17 protein-coding genes are annotated in these 15,930 nt (G+C 71.5%); 6 read left to right on the top strand and 11 right to left on the bottom strand.

Annotation, left to right across the window (positions count from 1 at the left end):
* Positions 1 to 12: 12 nt before the first annotated feature.
* Together K4B79_RS08720 and K4B79_RS08715 are read right to left on the bottom strand one after the other, a co-directional pair.
* Positions 13 to 993 carry a threonine ammonia-lyase gene (locus tag K4B79_RS08720; RefSeq protein ID WP_232025732.1) on the bottom strand — a complete coding sequence of 327 codons (981 nt, stop codon included), beginning with the start codon at positions 991 to 993 and terminating at the stop codon, positions 13 to 15.
* 179 nt (positions 994 to 1,172) lie between these two features.
* Complete coding sequence (locus K4B79_RS08715; protein ID WP_232025731.1) at positions 1,173 to 2,051, bottom strand: alpha/beta fold hydrolase; 879 nt, start codon at positions 2,049 to 2,051, stop codon at positions 1,173 to 1,175.
* A gap of 238 nt (positions 2,052 to 2,289) precedes the next feature.
* On the opposite strand from K4B79_RS08715, the gene K4B79_RS08710 reads away from it, so the two are divergent.
* Positions 2,290 to 3,789, top strand: a complete 1,500-nt coding sequence (locus tag K4B79_RS08710; RefSeq protein ID WP_232026229.1) for an MFS transporter — start codon at positions 2,290 to 2,292, stop codon at positions 3,787 to 3,789.
* 145 nt (positions 3,790 to 3,934) lie between these two features.
* The gene (locus K4B79_RS08705) at positions 3,935 to 4,504 is read left to right on the top strand and encodes a TetR/AcrR family transcriptional regulator (RefSeq protein ID WP_232025730.1); all 570 of its coding nucleotides are present in this window, start codon (positions 3,935 to 3,937) and stop codon (positions 4,502 to 4,504) included.
* Positions 4,505 to 4,583: 79 nt separating this feature from the next.
* On the opposite strand, the gene K4B79_RS08700 is transcribed toward K4B79_RS08705, so the two are convergent.
* A complete protein-coding gene (locus tag K4B79_RS08700) occupies positions 4,584 to 5,435 on the bottom strand; it encodes a LysR family transcriptional regulator (protein ID WP_232025729.1) in 852 nt (283 codons plus the stop codon).
* A 75-nt stretch (positions 5,436 to 5,510) separates the two neighbouring features.
* Here K4B79_RS08700 and K4B79_RS08695 point away from each other — a divergent pair, with 75 nt between their 5' ends.
* Both K4B79_RS08695 and K4B79_RS08690 read left to right on the top strand, forming a co-directional pair.
* Positions 5,511 to 6,014, top strand: a complete 504-nt coding sequence (locus tag K4B79_RS08695) for a cupin domain-containing protein (protein ID WP_232025728.1) — start codon at positions 5,511 to 5,513, stop codon at positions 6,012 to 6,014.
* On the top strand, positions 6,011 to 6,370 hold the full coding sequence (locus K4B79_RS08690; RefSeq protein WP_232025727.1) for a DoxX family protein: 360 nt from the start codon (positions 6,011 to 6,013) through the stop codon (positions 6,368 to 6,370). The genes K4B79_RS08695 and K4B79_RS08690 overlap by 4 nt, the downstream gene beginning before the upstream one ends.
* 74 nt (positions 6,371 to 6,444) lie before the next feature.
* On the opposite strand, the gene K4B79_RS08685 is transcribed toward K4B79_RS08690, so the two are convergent.
* The 7 genes from K4B79_RS08685 to K4B79_RS08655 all read right to left on the bottom strand — a co-directional run bounded on the left by K4B79_RS08685 (position 6,445) and on the right by K4B79_RS08655 (position 12,514).
* The gene (locus tag K4B79_RS08685) at positions 6,445 to 7,704 is read right to left on the bottom strand and encodes an MFS transporter (protein WP_232025726.1); all 1,260 of its coding nucleotides are present in this window, start codon (positions 7,702 to 7,704) and stop codon (positions 6,445 to 6,447) included.
* Between the two features lie 151 nt (positions 7,705 to 7,855).
* Positions 7,856 to 8,287, bottom strand: a complete 432-nt coding sequence (locus tag K4B79_RS08680) for a hypothetical protein (RefSeq protein WP_232025725.1) — start codon at positions 8,285 to 8,287, stop codon at positions 7,856 to 7,858.
* Between the two features lie 5 nt (positions 8,288 to 8,292).
* Positions 8,293 to 9,306: an RNA polymerase subunit sigma-70 gene (locus tag K4B79_RS08675; RefSeq protein ID WP_232025724.1), complete on the bottom strand. Its 1,014-nt coding sequence runs from the start codon at positions 9,304 to 9,306 to the stop codon at positions 8,293 to 8,295.
* Positions 9,307 to 9,432: 126 nt separating this feature from the next.
* Complete coding sequence (locus K4B79_RS08670; protein WP_232025723.1) at positions 9,433 to 9,987, bottom strand: hypothetical protein; 555 nt, start codon at positions 9,985 to 9,987, stop codon at positions 9,433 to 9,435.
* A gap of 34 nt (positions 9,988 to 10,021) precedes the next feature.
* The gene (locus tag K4B79_RS08665) at positions 10,022 to 10,468 is read right to left on the bottom strand and encodes a hypothetical protein (protein WP_232025722.1); all 447 of its coding nucleotides are present in this window, start codon (positions 10,466 to 10,468) and stop codon (positions 10,022 to 10,024) included.
* 203 nt (positions 10,469 to 10,671) lie between these two features.
* Complete coding sequence (locus K4B79_RS08660) at positions 10,672 to 11,343, bottom strand: response regulator (RefSeq protein ID WP_232025721.1); 672 nt, start codon at positions 11,341 to 11,343, stop codon at positions 10,672 to 10,674.
* A gap of 52 nt (positions 11,344 to 11,395) precedes the next feature.
* On the bottom strand, positions 11,396 to 12,514 hold the full coding sequence (locus K4B79_RS08655) for a sensor histidine kinase (protein ID WP_232025720.1): 1,119 nt from the start codon (positions 12,512 to 12,514) through the stop codon (positions 11,396 to 11,398).
* A gap of 203 nt (positions 12,515 to 12,717) precedes the next feature.
* On the opposite strand from K4B79_RS08655, the gene K4B79_RS08650 reads away from it, so the two are divergent.
* Together K4B79_RS08650 and K4B79_RS08645 are read left to right on the top strand one after the other, a co-directional pair.
* Positions 12,718 to 12,933 carry a hypothetical protein gene (locus K4B79_RS08650; protein ID WP_232025719.1) on the top strand — a complete coding sequence of 72 codons (216 nt, stop codon included), beginning with the start codon at positions 12,718 to 12,720 and terminating at the stop codon, positions 12,931 to 12,933.
* Between the two features lie 5 nt (positions 12,934 to 12,938).
* Complete coding sequence (locus K4B79_RS08645) at positions 12,939 to 15,122, top strand: MMPL family transporter (RefSeq protein ID WP_232025718.1); 2,184 nt, start codon at positions 12,939 to 12,941, stop codon at positions 15,120 to 15,122.
* 148 nt (positions 15,123 to 15,270) lie between these two features.
* On the opposite strand, the gene K4B79_RS08640 is transcribed toward K4B79_RS08645, so the two are convergent.
* Positions 15,271 to 15,819 (bottom strand): YciI family protein, encoded by a 549-nt coding sequence (locus tag K4B79_RS08640; protein ID WP_232026228.1) that lies wholly within the window; start codon positions 15,817 to 15,819, stop codon positions 15,271 to 15,273.
* Positions 15,820 to 15,930 lie beyond the last annotated feature (111 nt).

Genomic DNA, 15,930 nt, shown 5'->3' with positions numbered 1-15,930 from the left:
GAGGAGTTGTTGTCAGGAGCCGTGAGGGGCGGCCGCGCCGACCCAGCGGTGGTAGGCGTCCACGTCGACGTTGCTGCCGCACACGATGGTGACGACGTGGCGGCCGGCGAAGCGGTCACGGTCTTCGAGGATCGCTGCGACACCGAGGGCCGCCGAGGGTTCTACGACAAGGCCGGCGTGGTCGAGGAGCATCCGCATGCCGGCGATGATCGATGCCTCCTGGACCAGCACGGCGTCGTCGGCGACCAGGAGGAGGTCGTCCAGGACGGCCGGGATGGGGTACCGGCCGACGACGCCGTCGGCGATGGTGTCGGTCGATTCGGTGGTGACGACACGCCGTTGGCGCCACGAGAGTGTCAACGCCGGTGCGCCCAGCGGCTGGACGCAGATCACCTCGACCTCGGGTGCCAGTGCCTTCACCGCATGGCCCACACCGGTGGCCAGCGCTCCACCGCCCAGAGCGATCAGGACGGTGTCGAACGACGGCGTGGAGTCCACCAGTTCCAGACCGATGGTCGCCGCGCCCTCGCAGGTCTCGATGTCCAGGCTGTCTTCGACCAGCCGGATGCCGTCGCACCGTGCGATGGCCGCCGCCCGCTCGCGAGCCAGCTCATGGTCGCCGTCCACCAGCTCCAACCTGGCGCCCAGCGCGCGGATGCGATCAAGCTTGGCCCGAGTCGCGAAGCGGGATGCCACCACCGTGACGTCCAGCCCCCGGCCGCGACCGGACCAGGCGAGGGCCTGACCCAGGTTGCCCGCGCTGGCGCACACCGCTGCTCGCGGACCGCTGTCGGCGAGCAGGCTCGCGACCACCTCCGTACCGCGGCCCTTGAAGCTGCGGACGGGGTTCGCCGTTTCGAGCTTGATACTCACCGTGCACCCGAGGTCGGGCTCCAGCGCCTCGCAGCGGTACAGCGGGGTGTCGAGGAAGACGGGGTCGATCACCCGGCGAGCCGCGCGGATGCGAGCGGTGTCGAGACGTGTGGCCTGCACGACACAGGAGCGTAGCGCCACCGGCGGCGGCTCCCCCGGGCGTTCGGCGAGGCGAGCGTTCTCGAAGCAGGCGCCGGCCCGGACGAGGCCCGTGCGGGCGTGGCCGCCGGACGCGCGCACGGGAGTGACCGGCGGACGACGCCCGTACGGGAGTGGCCGCTGCCGGAGCCCGACGGTGGTCACGCCGCCGCGTTCAGCAGGTCGGCGACCACCTCCGGCCTCTCGAGCGCGATGAAGTGACCCACTCCGGCCAGCTGCGTGAAGTCGGCGGCCGGAAGCAGCTGCTTGTTGGCCTGCCGGTCCGAGGGCCGGGACCAGTCCTTCTCCCCGTAGACGAGGTGGACGGGTGCCTTGACCTCGGAGTAGCGCGAGCGGGCGGCGATGAGGCTGGGCAGGCTCTGGTACACGGCCCGGGCGACGCTCGGGTAGCCGGGGCGGCTGCCCACCTGGAGGAGTTCGTCGAGGTAGTCCTCCCGCAGCGCGCTCTTGTCGCCCAGCCCGCCCTGCAGGACCCTGCGGACGACGGCCTTGGGTTCCACCCCGGCGACCACCGGGCCCACCCCCGGAGCCAGGACACCGCCGACCACCACACGGGCGAGAAGACTGGACCGGGCGATGCCGCCCTGGAAGTCGTAGGTGTTCACCGCGACGACCCGTCGTACCCGCTCGGGCAGATCGGCCGCGGTGGTCAGGGCGAGCACCGCCCCCATGGACTCCCCCACCAGCGTCACGTCGTGGAGGTCGAGTTCGGTCAGGAGCCGCTCGACGCCCGCGCGCATGGCCGGCTCGTCGTACGACGCACCGGGCACGATCTCGGAGTAGCCCATCCCCGGCAGGTCCAGGGCGTACACGGTGTACCGGTCCGAGACCAACGGAATGAGGCGCCGGAAGTGCTCGGCCTGGGTGCGCACGGTGTGCAGCAGCACCAGGGGCGCACCGGTGCCCGCCTTGAGGTAGCGCAGCGTTCCCTCGCGGCCCGGGCGTCCGGCGCGCGGGGCGAGGGTGTGGCTGGTGGTCCCCGGAATGTGGATCGTGGGACGGATCTCCTGGCTGGGCATGGCGCAGACTCCTTCGCTTCGGGCATCGGAGGGCGCAACCACCCTCACACATGGAAACCGTTCAGTTTCCACGATCGTAAACCGATCAGTTTCCGAGCGCAAGACGTGGCGGCGCCGCCGCGTTCGACAGGTCGAGATCACCGGCTCGCTTGCATCAAGGAAACCGATCTGTTTTCCTAGCTGGAAACAGATCGGTTTCCACCGACGTTCGGCCCATGAACAGCGACAAAGGGAAAAGATGACTACCACGTTCGATCGCGGGGCGCCTGCCTCCGGGAAGACAGACTCGGGCCGCCGCGGCTCACACGCCATGCGCTGGTGGGTACTCGTGGTGCTGGGCGTGGCACAGCTCATGGTCACGCTCGACGCGACCGTCGTGAACATCGCGCTGCCCGAAGCGCAACACGACCTCGGTTTCAGTGACGGCAGCCGGCAGTGGGTCATCACGGGTTACGCCCTGGCGTTCGGCAGCCTGCTGCTGCTCGGTGGCCGGCTCGGCGACCTGTTCGGCCGCCGCACCACCTTCGTGACCGGCCTGATCGGTTTCGCGGTCGCGTCCATCGTCGGCGGCGCGGCCGGCACCTTCGAGATACTCGTCGCGGCACGCGTGGCCCAGGGCCTCTTCGCCGCGCTGCTCGCGCCCGCGGCGCTCTCGCTGCTCAGCGTGACCTTCACCGACCCGGCCGAGAGGCCGAAGGCGTTCGGCATCTTCAGCGCGCTGTCCGGTGCGGGCGCCGCGGTCGGCCTGCTGCTCGGCGGCATGCTCACCGAATGGGCGTCGTGGCGCTGGGTGATGTACGTGAACGTCATTTTCGCGGGCGTCGCGCTGGTCGGTGCGCTGCTGTTGCTGGCCAAGCCCGCGGTCACCGATCGCCCCAAGATCGACATCCCCGGCACCGTCGTGGTCAGCGCCGCACTGTTCGGCATCGTCTACGGCTTCGCGCACGTCGAATCCACCAGCTGGACCGACCCGGTCGCGCTCGGTTCCATGATCAGCGGCGTGGTGCTGCTCGCGGTGTTCGCGTGGGTGGAGCTCAGGGTCGCGCATCCGCTGCTGCCCCTGCGCGTCGTGCTGGACCGGACCCGAGGTGGCTCGTTCCTGGCCGTGTTCGTCCTGGGCATGGGGATGTTCTCGATCTTCCTGTTCCTGACCTATTACCTGGAGGCCAGCATCGGCTACTCGCCGATCGAGGCCGGCCTGTCCTTCCTGCCGATGGTCGGGGGCATCGTCGCCTCCTCGACCACGGTGCCCTCGCTGATCCTGCCCAGGGTCGGCCCGAAGATCGTGGTCAGCGCCGGCTTCCTGGTCGCCGCGACCGGCATGGCCCTGCTGACCCGGCTCACACTGGACAGCGGCTACGTCGCCGACATCATGCCCGGCATGATCCTGCTGGGTCTCGGCATCGGCGGGGTGATGACCACCGCGTTCCAGGGTGCGACCGCGGGCGTGCACCACGAGGACGCGGGCGTCGCCTCGGCACTGATCAACACCAGTCAGCAGGTGGGTGGCTCGATCAGCACGGCGCTGCTGACCACCGTCGCCTCATCGGCCACGGCCGACTACCTGTCCTCGCACAAGCCCGGCGCGCTGACCGCGGCGCAGGCCGGGGTCGAGGGCTACACGGCCACGCTGGCCTGGGGCGCCGGGATCTTCGTGGTCGGTGCGGTGCTCGTCGCGTTCCTGATGCCGAATCGGGCTCTGGAGCCCTCGGAGGGCGAGCCCGTGATCGCCCACTGACCCGAGGAGTCACCTCCGGGACGGGACGGTGCCCGCCACCACGCGATCCGTGTTCAGCGAACCGATCGTCGCGGGTGGCGGGCACCGCCCCAGCATCCAAAACCGATCGGTTTCCTTTCGGGCGAAAGCGAGTTACCCTCACCGTATGACCACAGAGGTGAAGCCAGGATCCAGAGAGCGGCTGCTGGAGGCAGCGGCCACGCTCACCTATCAAGAAGGTGTCGGCACCGGCGTCGACGCGCTGTGCAAGGCGGCGGAAGTATCGAAACGCTCCATGTACCAGCTGTTCGGGAGCAAGGACGAACTCCTCGCGGCGAGCCTGACGGAGCGCGCTCCCGCCTTCGTGGCGACTCTTCTGCCCGCGGCGGACGACGGCCGTTCACCCCGCGAGCGGATCCTGCACGTCTTCGGCCGGCTGACGTCGCAGGCGGGTGCCCCCGAATTCCGAGGCTGTCGGTACCTGTCCGTGCAGATCGAGCTCAAGGACCAGAGTCACCCGGCGAGCCAGGTGGCCCACCGGGTCAAGGGGAACCTGAAAGCCTTCTTGCGCGCCGAGGCCGAAGCGGGCGGGGCGAGCGATCCGGATCTGCTGGCCCGGCAGCTGATGCTGGTCTTCGACGGAGCGAGCGCCCGCGCGGGCATCGGAGCCGACACGCTGACAGGGCTCATCACTCCCACGGTGGCCGCCCTGCTCGACGCGGCGGAGATCCGCTGACGCCTCGCGCCGTCGAGCGCTCTCGGTGACCGATGCGCTCGGCACGTCGCTTCCGTTCCGGGTGAGCCGACAACGCCGTTCAGGGGCGGTACGCGGCTGTCGCGGTCTCGACGAAGGATCGGATCAGCGGGTTGGTGTCACCGTCGTTCCACACCACGACGACTCGACTCGGCGCCATGTCGGCCAGCGGCACCACGGCCAACTCCGCGGGCAGGTCGTGGCCGAGCGGGGCCAAGCCGATCGTGCCGTTCCACAGCACGGCGTGCAGGCACTCCTGGACGGTGCGCACGACCGGGCCCTCACGGAGTCGGCCGCCGTTCCAGTAGGACTGCCAGTGGGGGTCGGTGCCCGGCGGGAACCGGAACCAACGGCGGTCGCTCAGCTCGGCGAGCCGCAGCCGGTCGCGGTGGGCCAGCGGATCGTCGGCGCGCAGGACCACGCCGACCGGATCGGCTCGCAGCCCACGCACCGTGAGGGCGGTCTCGTCGAACGGTGCCCGGGTCAGGGCGATGTCGACCAGTCCGGCGCGCAGCCCACAGGTCGGGTCGGTCAGGTCGGTGTCGCGGATGCGGATGTCGGTCCCGGGATGCCGTCGGTGATAAGCGGCGGCCAGCCGGGACACCCCCGGATCGGTGCCGTCGCCCAGGATGCCGACGGTGATGGTCGCGACGCCGGCCGCCGCGCTCACCCGTACCCGGACGCGGTCGGCGTGGTCGAGCAGGGCCCGCGCCTCGTCGAGCAGCACCGTACCCACCGAAGTGAGCGTGACGCCGGTGGGCGAGCGGGCGAAGAGCAGGGCCCCTACCTCGGCCTCCAACTGCTTGATGGCCCGGCTCAGCGGCGGCTGGCTCATGTGCAGTCGGGTGGCGGCCCGGCCGAAGTGGAGTTCCTCGGCGACCGCCACGAAGTAGCGCAAGGTCCGTAGCTCCACCCTGCAACGATACCTACGAGGTATCGGCCGCGCGGGACCGGTCTTGGACACCGGCAGAGCCCTGGCGGTCCACTCATGGGCATGACCGAAGAAACCAGGACCAGTGACCGGCAGGCCGACCCCGTCGTATCGGTGGTCGGCCCCGGCGACGGCGAGACGATCGTTCTCGGTACCACGCGCATGCGCATCCTGGAGGACGGCAGCCACACCGGCCACCGCCTCGCGATCGCCGAGTCCGTCCTCGCCCCACGCACCCAGGGACCGCCGCAGCACCGCCACGGCCGGCACGACGAGGGCTTCTACGTCCTGTCCGGCACCGTCCGGTTCACCGTCGGGGACGAGGAGTACGACGCCGGCACGGGAACGCTCGTGATGGTTCCGCCCGGCACCCCTCACGCCTTCGCCAATCCGACCGACCTGCCCGCCGTCCTGCTCAGCACCTTCACGCCCGACCTGTACGTGCAGTACTTCCGGGACCTCCGACAGGTGCTCGCCGACGGCCGCCCGTTGACGCGACAGGCCAACGTCGACGCGATGAGCCGCTACGCGACCCAGCCCGCCACCGACCTCGCCTCATGAACATCGCCTACTGGATCGTCGCGGGATTGCTCGCCCTGTTCTACGTCTACGCCGGCACGCTGAAGGTGATCCACGGCCGCGATCGACTCCGGCCGATGATGGCCTGGGTCGACCGCGTCCCCCTGCCCGCCCTCAAGGCCCTGGGAACGGTGGAGATCCTGGGCGCGGCCGGACTGGTCCTGCCACCGCTGACCGGCATCGCTCCCCCGCTGGCGACGGCCGCGGCCACCGGCTTCGTCCTCCAGCAGGCCGGTGCGATCGCCGTCCACCTGACCGGTGAGGACCGCCGGATCGCACTCAACCTCGGGCTCATCACCACCGCGGCCGCGGCCCTCTGGCTGTCCACCACGCTGTGACCGAGCATCCCCGGCGCGATGGGACCGCAGGGGACACACCCCCGCGCCCCTGCACCCTGGCCGTGGCCGCGAACTCAGCCCGCTCTGCGCCCGATCGCCGTCCCCGGGTCGGGGTCCGCCCCCGGCTCCTCGGCCGCGGCCACCTCCCGGCGCCGGAAGGCACCCGCGGCCAGAGTCAGCGGGACGATCAACAGCACGAGACCCGCGACAGCGCCGAGCGCGACCGGCAGGCTGGTCAGCGCGGCGATGCCGCCCACCATCGGAGGGCCGAGCAGGAACCCGCTGTAGGCGATGGTGGTCGCGAACGCGACCTCCCGCTCGCCACCGCCCCCGTCGGCCCGCCGCCCGGCCGCGCCGCTCAACTCCATGACGACGGGGGACGCGTACGCCAGACCGACACCGGCGACGGCGAAGCCGGCGAAGGTGAGCGCCGGCGACGGCGCCAGGACCGCGGTGGCCAGCCCGAGCCCACCGATCGCCGCACCGCCGATGAGCATCCGTGGTGCGCCCCACCGACGTTGGATCGCCTCACCGCACAAGCGGGTGCACGCCATGGTGATCGAGAAGCACGAGTAGATCAGGGCGCCGGTGGCCTCGCTCAGGCCGCGCTCCTGCACACCGAACAGCGCCGACCAGTCCGCGGTCGCTCCTTCGGCTATCGAGGCACACAGCGCCACGCCACCGAGCAGCCACAGCGCCGGTCGCCTGAACGGCGCCCGCCCGACGGACCCGCTCTTCGCGGCCACCTTCAGTCGTGCCTCGACGGGAATCCAGCGGGCGATGCCGACGGTGACGCCGCCACAGACCACCGCGACGACGACGAAATGAGGGCCCGGTGCCAGTCCTTGTCCGGCCGCGACCGCGGCACCGACCGAACCGGCCAGCGTGCCGACACTGAAGGCCGCGTGGAACAGCGGCATGATCGCCCGGCCGGTCCGCCGGGTCGCTGTCACACCGGCCACGTTCATCGCCACGTCCATCACGCCGACCAGCCCGCCGAGCGCGATCAGCAGCAGGCCGAGCGTCGCGGGCGACCTCGCCAGTCCCAGAGCCGGAAGCATCGCGGACCCGGCGACGCCGGACACCGTCATCACGACACGGGCGCCGAACGCCGCGCACAGCCGGCCGGCCAGAAGCGAAGCGGCGATCATGCCGACGCTGGCCCCGAGCAGGGACAGCCCCAGCGCACCCTCCTCGGCCCCGATCTGCTCGGCCAGCGCCGGCACCCGAGGGGCCCACGAGCCGAGCAGCGCGCCGTTGAGGACGAACGCACCGAGTACCGCGATGATCCCCGGGTCCCGGCCGCCGGCTCGGCCCGGATGGTTTCCCGCCATGGTCAGCTCCGTCCCGGTCCGTTGCTGGTCGAGCAAACGATCGGCCCGGCGCCGTGGCACCTGCGGAGATCTGTGTTGATCATGCCGAGCGTAGGCGCGCCGAAACCCGCGCTGACCGCGGTGGCAGGTACGCGCCGAGAGAATGGCCGGTTCACGCCGAGCCCGGGCGGCGCCAGTCAGCACCCGATCGCGGACCTCGCAGACCTCGTGGCCCGCGGCACAGCGACGGCCGACGGCACAACCACGGCCGACGGCGCCGGGACGGTCCGACGGCCGCCGCACCCGCGTTCTCCGCGTCGCCGCCGTCCCCTCGCCCTGCACGCCGCAAGGAGCGCCGCCCTGTGGCGGTCCTGGCCCCGGGGGTGACGATGCGCACCGTGGCCGTGCGAAGGCCGGGGTTGCGCAGGGCGCGGACGCCGGTGCCGCGGAGCCAGAAACCGGCGTCGCGGCCGAGGACAGGGCCGGGCTCGCCGTCGCGCAGCTCCAGCTGCACCCGCCCGCGGGTGACGACGCCGAACGCGTCGTACCACTGCCCCGCGACCACCGCGACCCGCGCGCCACCGCGCAGTTCGAGCGTCCACACCGGGACTACTCCGTCCCCTCCGCCGGCAGGCGCTCGGGCAGCCCGAACCGCGGAAACCGGTCCTCGTGGAACGTGACGATCTCGGCGATCGCCCCGCCGGTGATGCGCAGGACGTCGATCGTCAGCGGCAGGTAGGCGTCCGCCTGCTCCTGCCAGAGGTAGAAGGCGAGGGCGGGCTGCCGGTTCGCCGAGGTCAGGACGCAGCGCAGACGCCCCAGGTCCTCGAACCCGTCCCCGACCCAGTCGTTCACCACCGCGTCGCGGCCGACGTACAGACCCGGGGTGGGCGGCATCGAGCAGCGGACGTCGTCGCGCAGCATGGCGGCGAGGCCGTCGACGTCCTTGGCGATGCTCGCGTCGGTGAAGCGGCGCACCAACTCGCGCGTCCCGGCGTCCTGTTCGCCGCCGGTCCAGTCCTGCCGCTCGGCGGGCAGGTGCTCCCGCATGCCGGCGCGGGCCCGCTGCAGCGCGCTGTTCACGGAGTTGACGGAGTCCCCGAGGATCTCCGCGACCTCCTTCGCGGGCCGGCCGAGTACGTCCCGCAGGATCAGCACGGCCCGCGGGCGCGGCGCGAGGTGCTGGACCGCGACCAGGTACGCCAGTTCGATCGTCTCCCGCGCGACGGCGACGGTCTCGGGTTCGTCCGCCTCGCCCGCGGCCAGCTCGTCGAGCAGCCGGTCCGGGTAGGGCTGCAGCCACAGCACCTCACCGCCGGTCGCGGGCTCCGGGCGGCACTTGGCGAGCAGGTCCAGGCAGGCGTTGGTGGCGATCCGGTACAGCCAGGCCCGGAACGTCGACCGCCCCTCGAAGGTCTCCCGCCGCCGCCAGGCCCGGAGGAACGTCTCCTGCACGGTGTCCTCGGCGTCCTCGAACGACCCGAGCATCCGGTAGCAGTGCACGTGCAGCTCCCGCCGGTGCCGCTCCGCGAGCCCCGTGAACGTCGGCTCGTCGACCTCGCCCAGCCCGCTCGCACCCAGCCCGCTCACGCCCAGCTCCTCCAGCCGCGTGTCCGCACCCATCACGTCATCCTTCCGCCTCGTCGCGTCCTGTCGTAGGTGTGACGGGTGTGGGTGCGAAAACTCATCACTCCGGCGGAGGCCGTGCGCGGTCGAGCGCCGCCCACCGGCCCCGACCGCTCACGATCGCTACTCGACGTCCTTCACCGAGGTCGGCCCCAACTGCTTCGCCCGGGCGTACTCCGGCATCGTCATCGGCTTGTCGAACAGGAAGAACGACTGGTTCGTGCCGACCGTGAACTCCATGTACGCGCCCGTCGTGGCGTCGAAGCCGTAGTAGGCGTTGCAGGTGGAGCCCGACGTGTACGTGCCGTCCATCCCGGGCTGTGCGAGGACCGCGACGCCGTTGCTGGAGGACTCCACCTTCTCCGTGGGGGTGAGCATCTTGCAGCGCGGCACCGGCAGGCCCTTCATGATGAAGTAGCCGTACTCTCCGTTGGCGTTCTGGATGTAGACGTAGGAGAGCTTGCCCCGCTTCCCCCATGTCCTGATCCACTGGTTGATCGCCTCGCGGGTCGGCGAGTACGCCATGCGGCCGGCCGGCTGCTGGGCCACCAGGTGATCGTAGTTGTCCTGCTTGGCCTTGTTCTCCTTGTCCTGGCTGGAGTCGGTGCAGGACGCCAGGGCAAGACCCAGGACGAGCGCGACGACGGCGGCCAGGGCCATGCGTACGGACTTCTTCATGCGGTGCTGCCCTCTTCCCGGGATGAGATGGGGATCAGTCGGCGCACGTCGTGCGCTCGGCGCCGGCGTCCAGCCGGTACGGCAGATCCTTGTCACGGAAGGGCGCGCGGTGCTCCTGGGCGGCCTTCGCGTTGTAGGCGTTGACCGACTCGATCCGTGTGGCCTTCAGCGCGGTGATCGACTGGTCGATCTGCGTCGTACGAGTCTCCGAGGCGGACCTCCGCTCCTCCTGGAGCGCCTGGATCGTCCCCTCGGCGTTCTGGACGGCCTCGCACAGGTCGAAGAACTCCTCGTACGTGGTCCGACGGAACTCGCCGGAGCCGACGGTGTTCTCGCGCTCGTCCGCCTCGCCGCGGAACGGGGCGGTGATCCACCCCGCGCCCCCGAAGGCGAACACCCCGATCACGTACAACACCGCCAGGCCGGCGACCACGCCGACGGCCCAGGCCCCCAGCCGTGCCCCCTCGCGCACCTGCCCCATGACCGTCCCTCCTCGACGACGCCTGCGACGACCGGTGCTCCGCCGCAGCCGGCCCGCACGGCGGGCCGATGTGGTCATGAGGCCGTTCTACGCGCGGGTGTCCGGGAGGGGTCCCGTGGTCACCGAAGTCGGTCACGGCAGACGGTCACGGCAGTCGGTCACGGCAGTCGTCGGTGTGGCGGAGGCCGGTGGCGGCCACGGGTTCAGTCCGTGAGCCATCCAGGTCTGACCATGCGGTACTCGTAGGCCAGGACGACGACCTGCGAGCGGTCCCGGGCTCCGAGCTTGGCCATGATGCGGCTGACATGGGTCTTGGCGGTCAGGGGGGAGACCACGAGGCGGGCGGCGATCTCGTCGTTGGTGCAGCCGGCGGCGATCAGCTGCATGACCTCGCGCTCGCGGACGGTCAGGGCGTCGAGGCGTTGGTCGGGCTTGCGGGTGTGGTCGGGGCGGTTGGCGAATTCGGTGATGAGCCGTCGGGTGACGGACGGACTGATGAGGGCGTCGCCGCGGACGGCGACGCGGACCGCGTGCAGGAGTTCCGCCGGTTCGGTGTCCTTGACGAGGAAGCCCGTGGCGCCGGCGCGCAGCGCCCCGTACACGTACTCGTCCAGGTCGAAGGTCGTCAGCATGACCACTTTCACCGAGGCCAGTTGCTCGTCGGCGGCGATGCGGCGCGCCGCTTCGAGGCCGTCCATGCCGGGCATGCGGATGTCCATCAGCACGACGTCGGGCCGCAGTTCACGGCAGGCGGCGAGCGTGGCGTGCCCGTCGGCGGCCTCGGCGACCACGTGCAGGTCGTCCTCGTCGTCGAGGATGCCGCGGATCCCCGCGCGCACGAGGCGCTGGTCGTCCGCCAGCAGGATCCTGATCATCAACTGCTCCGCCGATCGGCTCGTGGTTGCCTTCAGGGACGCGTGGTCGCCTTCAGAACGGTAGCCGGGCCCGGACGACGAATCCGCCCGCACTGTCGGGCCCCGCGTCCAGTGTTCCGCCCAGCGCGAGCGCCCGTTCCCTCATGCCGGCGATGCCGCTGCCGGCTCCGTGCCCGGCCGGGGGCGCGCCCTTCCCGTCGTCCTGGACGTTGAGCGTCAGTGCGCGGTCACTGTGGTGGAGCCGGACGACGACGTGCTCGGCGCCGCTGTGACTGACGGCGTTGGTCAGTGATTCCTGCACGATGCGGTAGGCGGCGAGGTCGACCGCCGCCGGCAGGACGCAGGGTGCTCCGCTCCGCTCGATGCGTACGGCGACACCGGCCCGGGCGGCCGAGGAGACCAGGTCCTCGATCGTGGACAGCCCCGGTGAGGGGGCGGTGGGGGCTTCCTCGTCCACCTGGCGCAGGACGCCGAGGGTGGCGCGCAGTTCCCGCAGGCCCTCCTTGCTGCCCTGCTTGATGGCGGTCAGCGCTTCCTGGGCCTGAGCGGGGTCCTTCTGCAGCCGGTGCAGGGCGGAGGACGCCTGCACGTGGATCATCGACATGTTGTGGCCGATCACGTCGTGCAGTTCACGGGCGATGCGCAGTCGCTCCCGCGTGGCCCGCAGTCTGGCCTCCTCCTCGGCATGGGCGACCCGGCCGTGGCGCATCCCGCCCAGGGCCACCACCGCGACCAGCCAGCCGGTCAGCATGAACACGGCCGTGCCGTTGACATCACCGGTGCCGGCCGCCACTCCCGCGCCCAGGCCGATGACCATCACGGCCGCCATGGCGACCGCGGCCTGGATCCGCCCGTGGGCCGCCAGACCGTAGAGCGCGGCGACGGGGATCACGACGAGTGGCCCGTCGATCGTGCTCAGCAGGTGGTACAGGCCCGTGCCGAGCACCGTGAACCAGCCGACGGCCACCGGGTGTCGGCGGCGCAGCGGCAGGGCCGTGCACACCGTGAGGGCCACGAGCCAGGAGGCGACGACCGACGTGCTCGCGTTCCAGTCCGGGCCCAGCCGCTGCCCCTCGGCCACCCCTGCCAGCACCAGTACGACACCCGCGAGCGCCAGATCGGCACGCGGCCCTGTGGGCAGGCGGAGGCGGGTGACATCCAGGTGCGGCATTGCTTCATTCTGCCCGCGGCACGACCGCACCCAGCCCCGTATGTCCGGATATGCGCCCAGGGTGCGTGCTGGAGCAGTACGCACCGGCCGGGCCGTACATCCGCTGGTGTACGGCCCGGCCGTCCTCTCCGGCCGCTGGTGCAGACCGACTGCCAGCCAGGGGCCGACGCCCCCGCCCGGGGTGCGCGGGCAGGCTCGGGGCCATGTTCTCGTCCCTCACTCCCACGCGGATCACCGCTGCCTGCGTCGGCGCGCTCGTGGGCGCCGCCGCCGGAATTCTGCTGCTCACCGTCGTCGGAACGTTCTCGATCGCGGTCGGTGGCGTGTTCGCGGGGTCGGCGCTCGCCGTCCTCGCGCTCGCCGGCGCGGCCGTGGGCGTGGCGGTGACTCCACGCACCACTCGCTCGAATTCGAGGTAGGCATCATGTCTTCCCCCCGCGGCTCGGCCGCGTCCCTCGCTCCACCGCCGCCGCAGAACGGCCCGTCCGCACCCGACGGACGGTTCGGAGCCCTGGCCGGCTGGGCGCAACGTCATCGCTGGGCCGCCCTCGTGCTCTGGGTGGCCGTCGTGGCCGCCATCACGCTCGGCTCCACCGCCGCCGGCTCGGCGTACAAGAACGACTTCACCCTGCCCGGCACCGACTCCCAGGCGGCCACCGACCTGTTCAGGAAGCACGGCAGCGACCAGGCGGGCGACAGCGTCGAGATCGTCTTCAAGGACACGGCCGGCGTCCGGAGCGCCCGGGACAGCGTGGAGCCGATGCTGGCGGAGGTGAAGCGGATGGCTGGGGTCGCCGACGTGCGCAGCCCCTTCACCGACACCTCGGCGGTGTCCGAGGACGGCACGATCGCCTACGCGTCCGTCACGCTGGACGGCAAGACCGAGGAGGTCCCCAAGGAGGACGTCGCAAGGATCATCGACACCGCGCGGAGCATCGCCACCGAGAGCCTCCAGGTCGAGGTCGGTGGTGAGGCCGCGCGCAACGCGGAGGACAAGGAGGCGCCGACCGCCGAACTCACCGGGATCGTGGCCGCCCTGGTCATCCTCGTGCTGCTGTTCGGTTCACTGCTGGCGGCGTCACTGCCGCTGATCACCGCGCTGTTCGCGGTGGGCGGTGCCATCGGCCTGATCGCCCTGGCCTCGCACATCGTCACCGTCGCCGACTTCACCCCGCCCATCCTGATGCTCGTCGGCCTCGGGGTCGGCGTCGACTACGCGCTGCTGATCTTCTACCGCTACCGTCACGAGCTGCTGGCCGGTGCCCGGGCCGCGGAGGCCGGCCGCAAAGCCCTCGACTCCGCCGGCCGCACGGTGTTCTTCGCGGGCTGTACGGTCATCGTCGCCCTGCTGGGCCTGGTCGCCCTCGGGCTCGGATCCCTCCAGGGCATCGCTCTCGCGGTGGCCATCACCGTCCTGATCACCATGGCCGCCTCCCTGGTGCTGCTGCCCGCCCTGCTGGGCCTGTTCGGCGGGCGCATCCAGCGCCATGTGCTCAGGCAGCGGGCGAAGGCCGCGGAGAAGGGCAGGACCGAGGGCAACCGCTGGCGCGCCATGGCACGCGCCGTGCAACGGCGCCCGATCCCGACCCTGCTGGTCGGCGTGATCGCGCTCCTGGCGCTGTCCGCACCGGCGCTGAGCATGCGCCTGGGCTTCGCCGACTCCGGCAACGACCCCCGGGGGACCACGTCCCGGCACGCGTACGACCTGCTCGCCGAGGGCTTCGGCCCCGGCTTCAACGGTCCCCTCGTCGTCCTGGTGAAGGGCGACCAGGAGGCCGGCAGGACCGTCCAGGCCGAGATCGCCACGACCGACGGAGTCGCCGCGGCCGGCCCGGCCGTGCCCTCCGAGGACGGCGCCCTGTCCACCGTGTTCGTCTACCCGACGACCTCACCGCAGGACGAGGGGACCGTGGACCTCGTGCACCGCCTGCGCGAGGACGTGGCCCCACCCCTGGAGCGCAGCACCGGAGCGGAGGTGTTGGTCGGCGGTGCCACCGCCGCCTCCCAGGACGTCTCCGAGACCCTCGCCGACCGGCTGCCCCTGTTCGTCGCCGTCGTCGTCGGTGTCTCCTCGCTGCTGCTCCTGCTGGTCTTCCGGTCCGTCTGGATTCCCGTGAAGGCCGCCGTCCTGAACCTGCTGTCCATCTCCGCCGCGCTCGGCGTGATCACCCTGGTGTTCCAGCACGGCTGGTTCGGCGCACAGCCCGGCCCCGTCGAGGCCTTCATCCCCGCGCTGATCTTCGCGATCGTCTTCGGTCTGTCCATGGACTACGAGGTCTTCCTCATCTCACGCATCCACGAGGAATGGACCCGCACCAAGGACCCCGCGCAGTCCGTACGCGAAGGACTCGCTTCGACCGGCAAGGTCATCACCGCGGCCGCGGCCATCATGATGTTCGTCTTCGGCGCCTTCGTCCTCAGCTCCGACCGCATGCTCCAGCAGTTCGGACTCGGCCTGGCCGTCGCGATCCTTCTCGACGCCGTGGTCATCCGGTGCCTCATCGTCCCCGCGGCCATGCAGATGCTCGGCACCCGGGCCTGGTGGCTCCCCGCATGGCTGGCACGCACCCTGCCCAAGGTGTCCATCGAACGCGCCCGGCACGACTGACCGTGGAGCGGCGGTTCGCGCCGCGGAGGTGGGCAAGGGCCTCGCCCCGCGGCCTCGACCGGACGCCGGGACCGGACGAGGGCCGCGGGGCCGGGGACGGGGGTCGCGGGGCATGGGACACGGGCCGCGGGGCATGGGCCCGCGTGGCTCAGCGACGCCCGCCGAACTCCCAGTCGTGGACCTCGATGTCCGCGTACCGGTCCGGCGTCAGGACGGCTTTTGCCGCGTCCGGGTCCGGGGCCCTGAGCAGCACCGCCGTACCCAGCCAGGTGTCGCCGTCGTCGGACAGCAGGGGCCCGTAGGCGACCAGCTCGTCCCGGTCGGGCGGCGGGGCGAGATCGGCGGCCGGGCCGGCGCCGAGGCCGAGCACCAGGTACCGGTTGCCACCGGTCCGGCCGCCGGGGAAGTCCCACATGGTGCGCCCCAGCAGGTTGCGCCACCGGCGCAGCAGCACGTCCCGGTACGCGCCGGCCTGGTGGGTGGGCTCGTCGAAGGCGAACGCGCGGGCGGCGGCGGGATCGGGCAGGTCCACGATGTGCACGCTGCCGGTGGGCGTCTCACCGTCATCGGCGAAGGTCGGACCGCGGGCGATCAGCTCCTTCGCGTACCGGTCCATGTAGGACCAGTGCTCCTCGCGCAATTCCTCGCGCAACGCGAGGGAGCCCGGCCGATCACGGTGGTAGCAGAAGAACTCCATACCCACGGACTCTTCCCCACCAAGGGCACCGTCTCAACTGCCTTTGCCGACGCCGACGCCATCGTCGGCGGGTTCTTCTCATATGGATCGCCGATCGCCCGCAGGAGAGGC

It is taken from the genome of Streptomyces lincolnensis, assembly GCF_021173675.1.
Taxonomy (GTDB): domain Bacteria; phylum Actinomycetota; class Actinomycetes; order Streptomycetales; family Streptomycetaceae; genus Streptomyces; species Streptomyces lincolnensis_B.
This window is presented reverse-complemented; position numbering and strand designations above follow the sequence as displayed.

Coding starts and splice junctions, on each gene's coding strand:
- K4B79_RS08715 (WP_232025731.1), bottom strand. CDS start 2,051: ATGCCCAGCCAGGAGATCCGTCCCACGATCCACATTCCGGGGACCACC.
- K4B79_RS08710 (WP_232026229.1), top strand. CDS start 2,290: ATGACTACCACGTTCGATCGCGGGGCGCCTGCCTCCGGGAAGACAGAC.
- K4B79_RS08705 (WP_232025730.1), top strand. CDS start 3,935: ATGACCACAGAGGTGAAGCCAGGATCCAGAGAGCGGCTGCTGGAGGCA.
- K4B79_RS08695 (WP_232025728.1), top strand. CDS start 5,511: ATGGGCATGACCGAAGAAACCAGGACCAGTGACCGGCAGGCCGACCCC.
- K4B79_RS08690 (WP_232025727.1), top strand. CDS start 6,011: ATGAACATCGCCTACTGGATCGTCGCGGGATTGCTCGCCCTGTTCTAC.
- K4B79_RS08685 (WP_232025726.1), bottom strand. CDS start 7,704: ATGGCGGGAAACCATCCGGGCCGAGCCGGCGGCCGGGACCCGGGGATC.
- K4B79_RS08675 (WP_232025724.1), bottom strand. CDS start 9,306: ATGGGTGCGGACACGCGGCTGGAGGAGCTGGGCGTGAGCGGGCTGGGT.
- K4B79_RS08670 (WP_232025723.1), bottom strand. CDS start 9,987: ATGAAGAAGTCCGTACGCATGGCCCTGGCCGCCGTCGTCGCGCTCGTC.
- K4B79_RS08665 (WP_232025722.1), bottom strand. CDS start 10,468: ATGGGGCAGGTGCGCGAGGGGGCACGGCTGGGGGCCTGGGCCGTCGGC.
- K4B79_RS08660 (WP_232025721.1), bottom strand. CDS start 11,343: ATGATCAGGATCCTGCTGGCGGACGACCAGCGCCTCGTGCGCGCGGGG.
- K4B79_RS08655 (WP_232025720.1), bottom strand. CDS start 12,514: ATGCCGCACCTGGATGTCACCCGCCTCCGCCTGCCCACAGGGCCGCGT.
- K4B79_RS08650 (WP_232025719.1), top strand. CDS start 12,718: ATGTTCTCGTCCCTCACTCCCACGCGGATCACCGCTGCCTGCGTCGGC.
- K4B79_RS08645 (WP_232025718.1), top strand. CDS start 12,939: ATGTCTTCCCCCCGCGGCTCGGCCGCGTCCCTCGCTCCACCGCCGCCG.
- K4B79_RS08640 (WP_232026228.1), bottom strand. CDS start 15,819: ATGGAGTTCTTCTGCTACCACCGTGATCGGCCGGGCTCCCTCGCGTTG.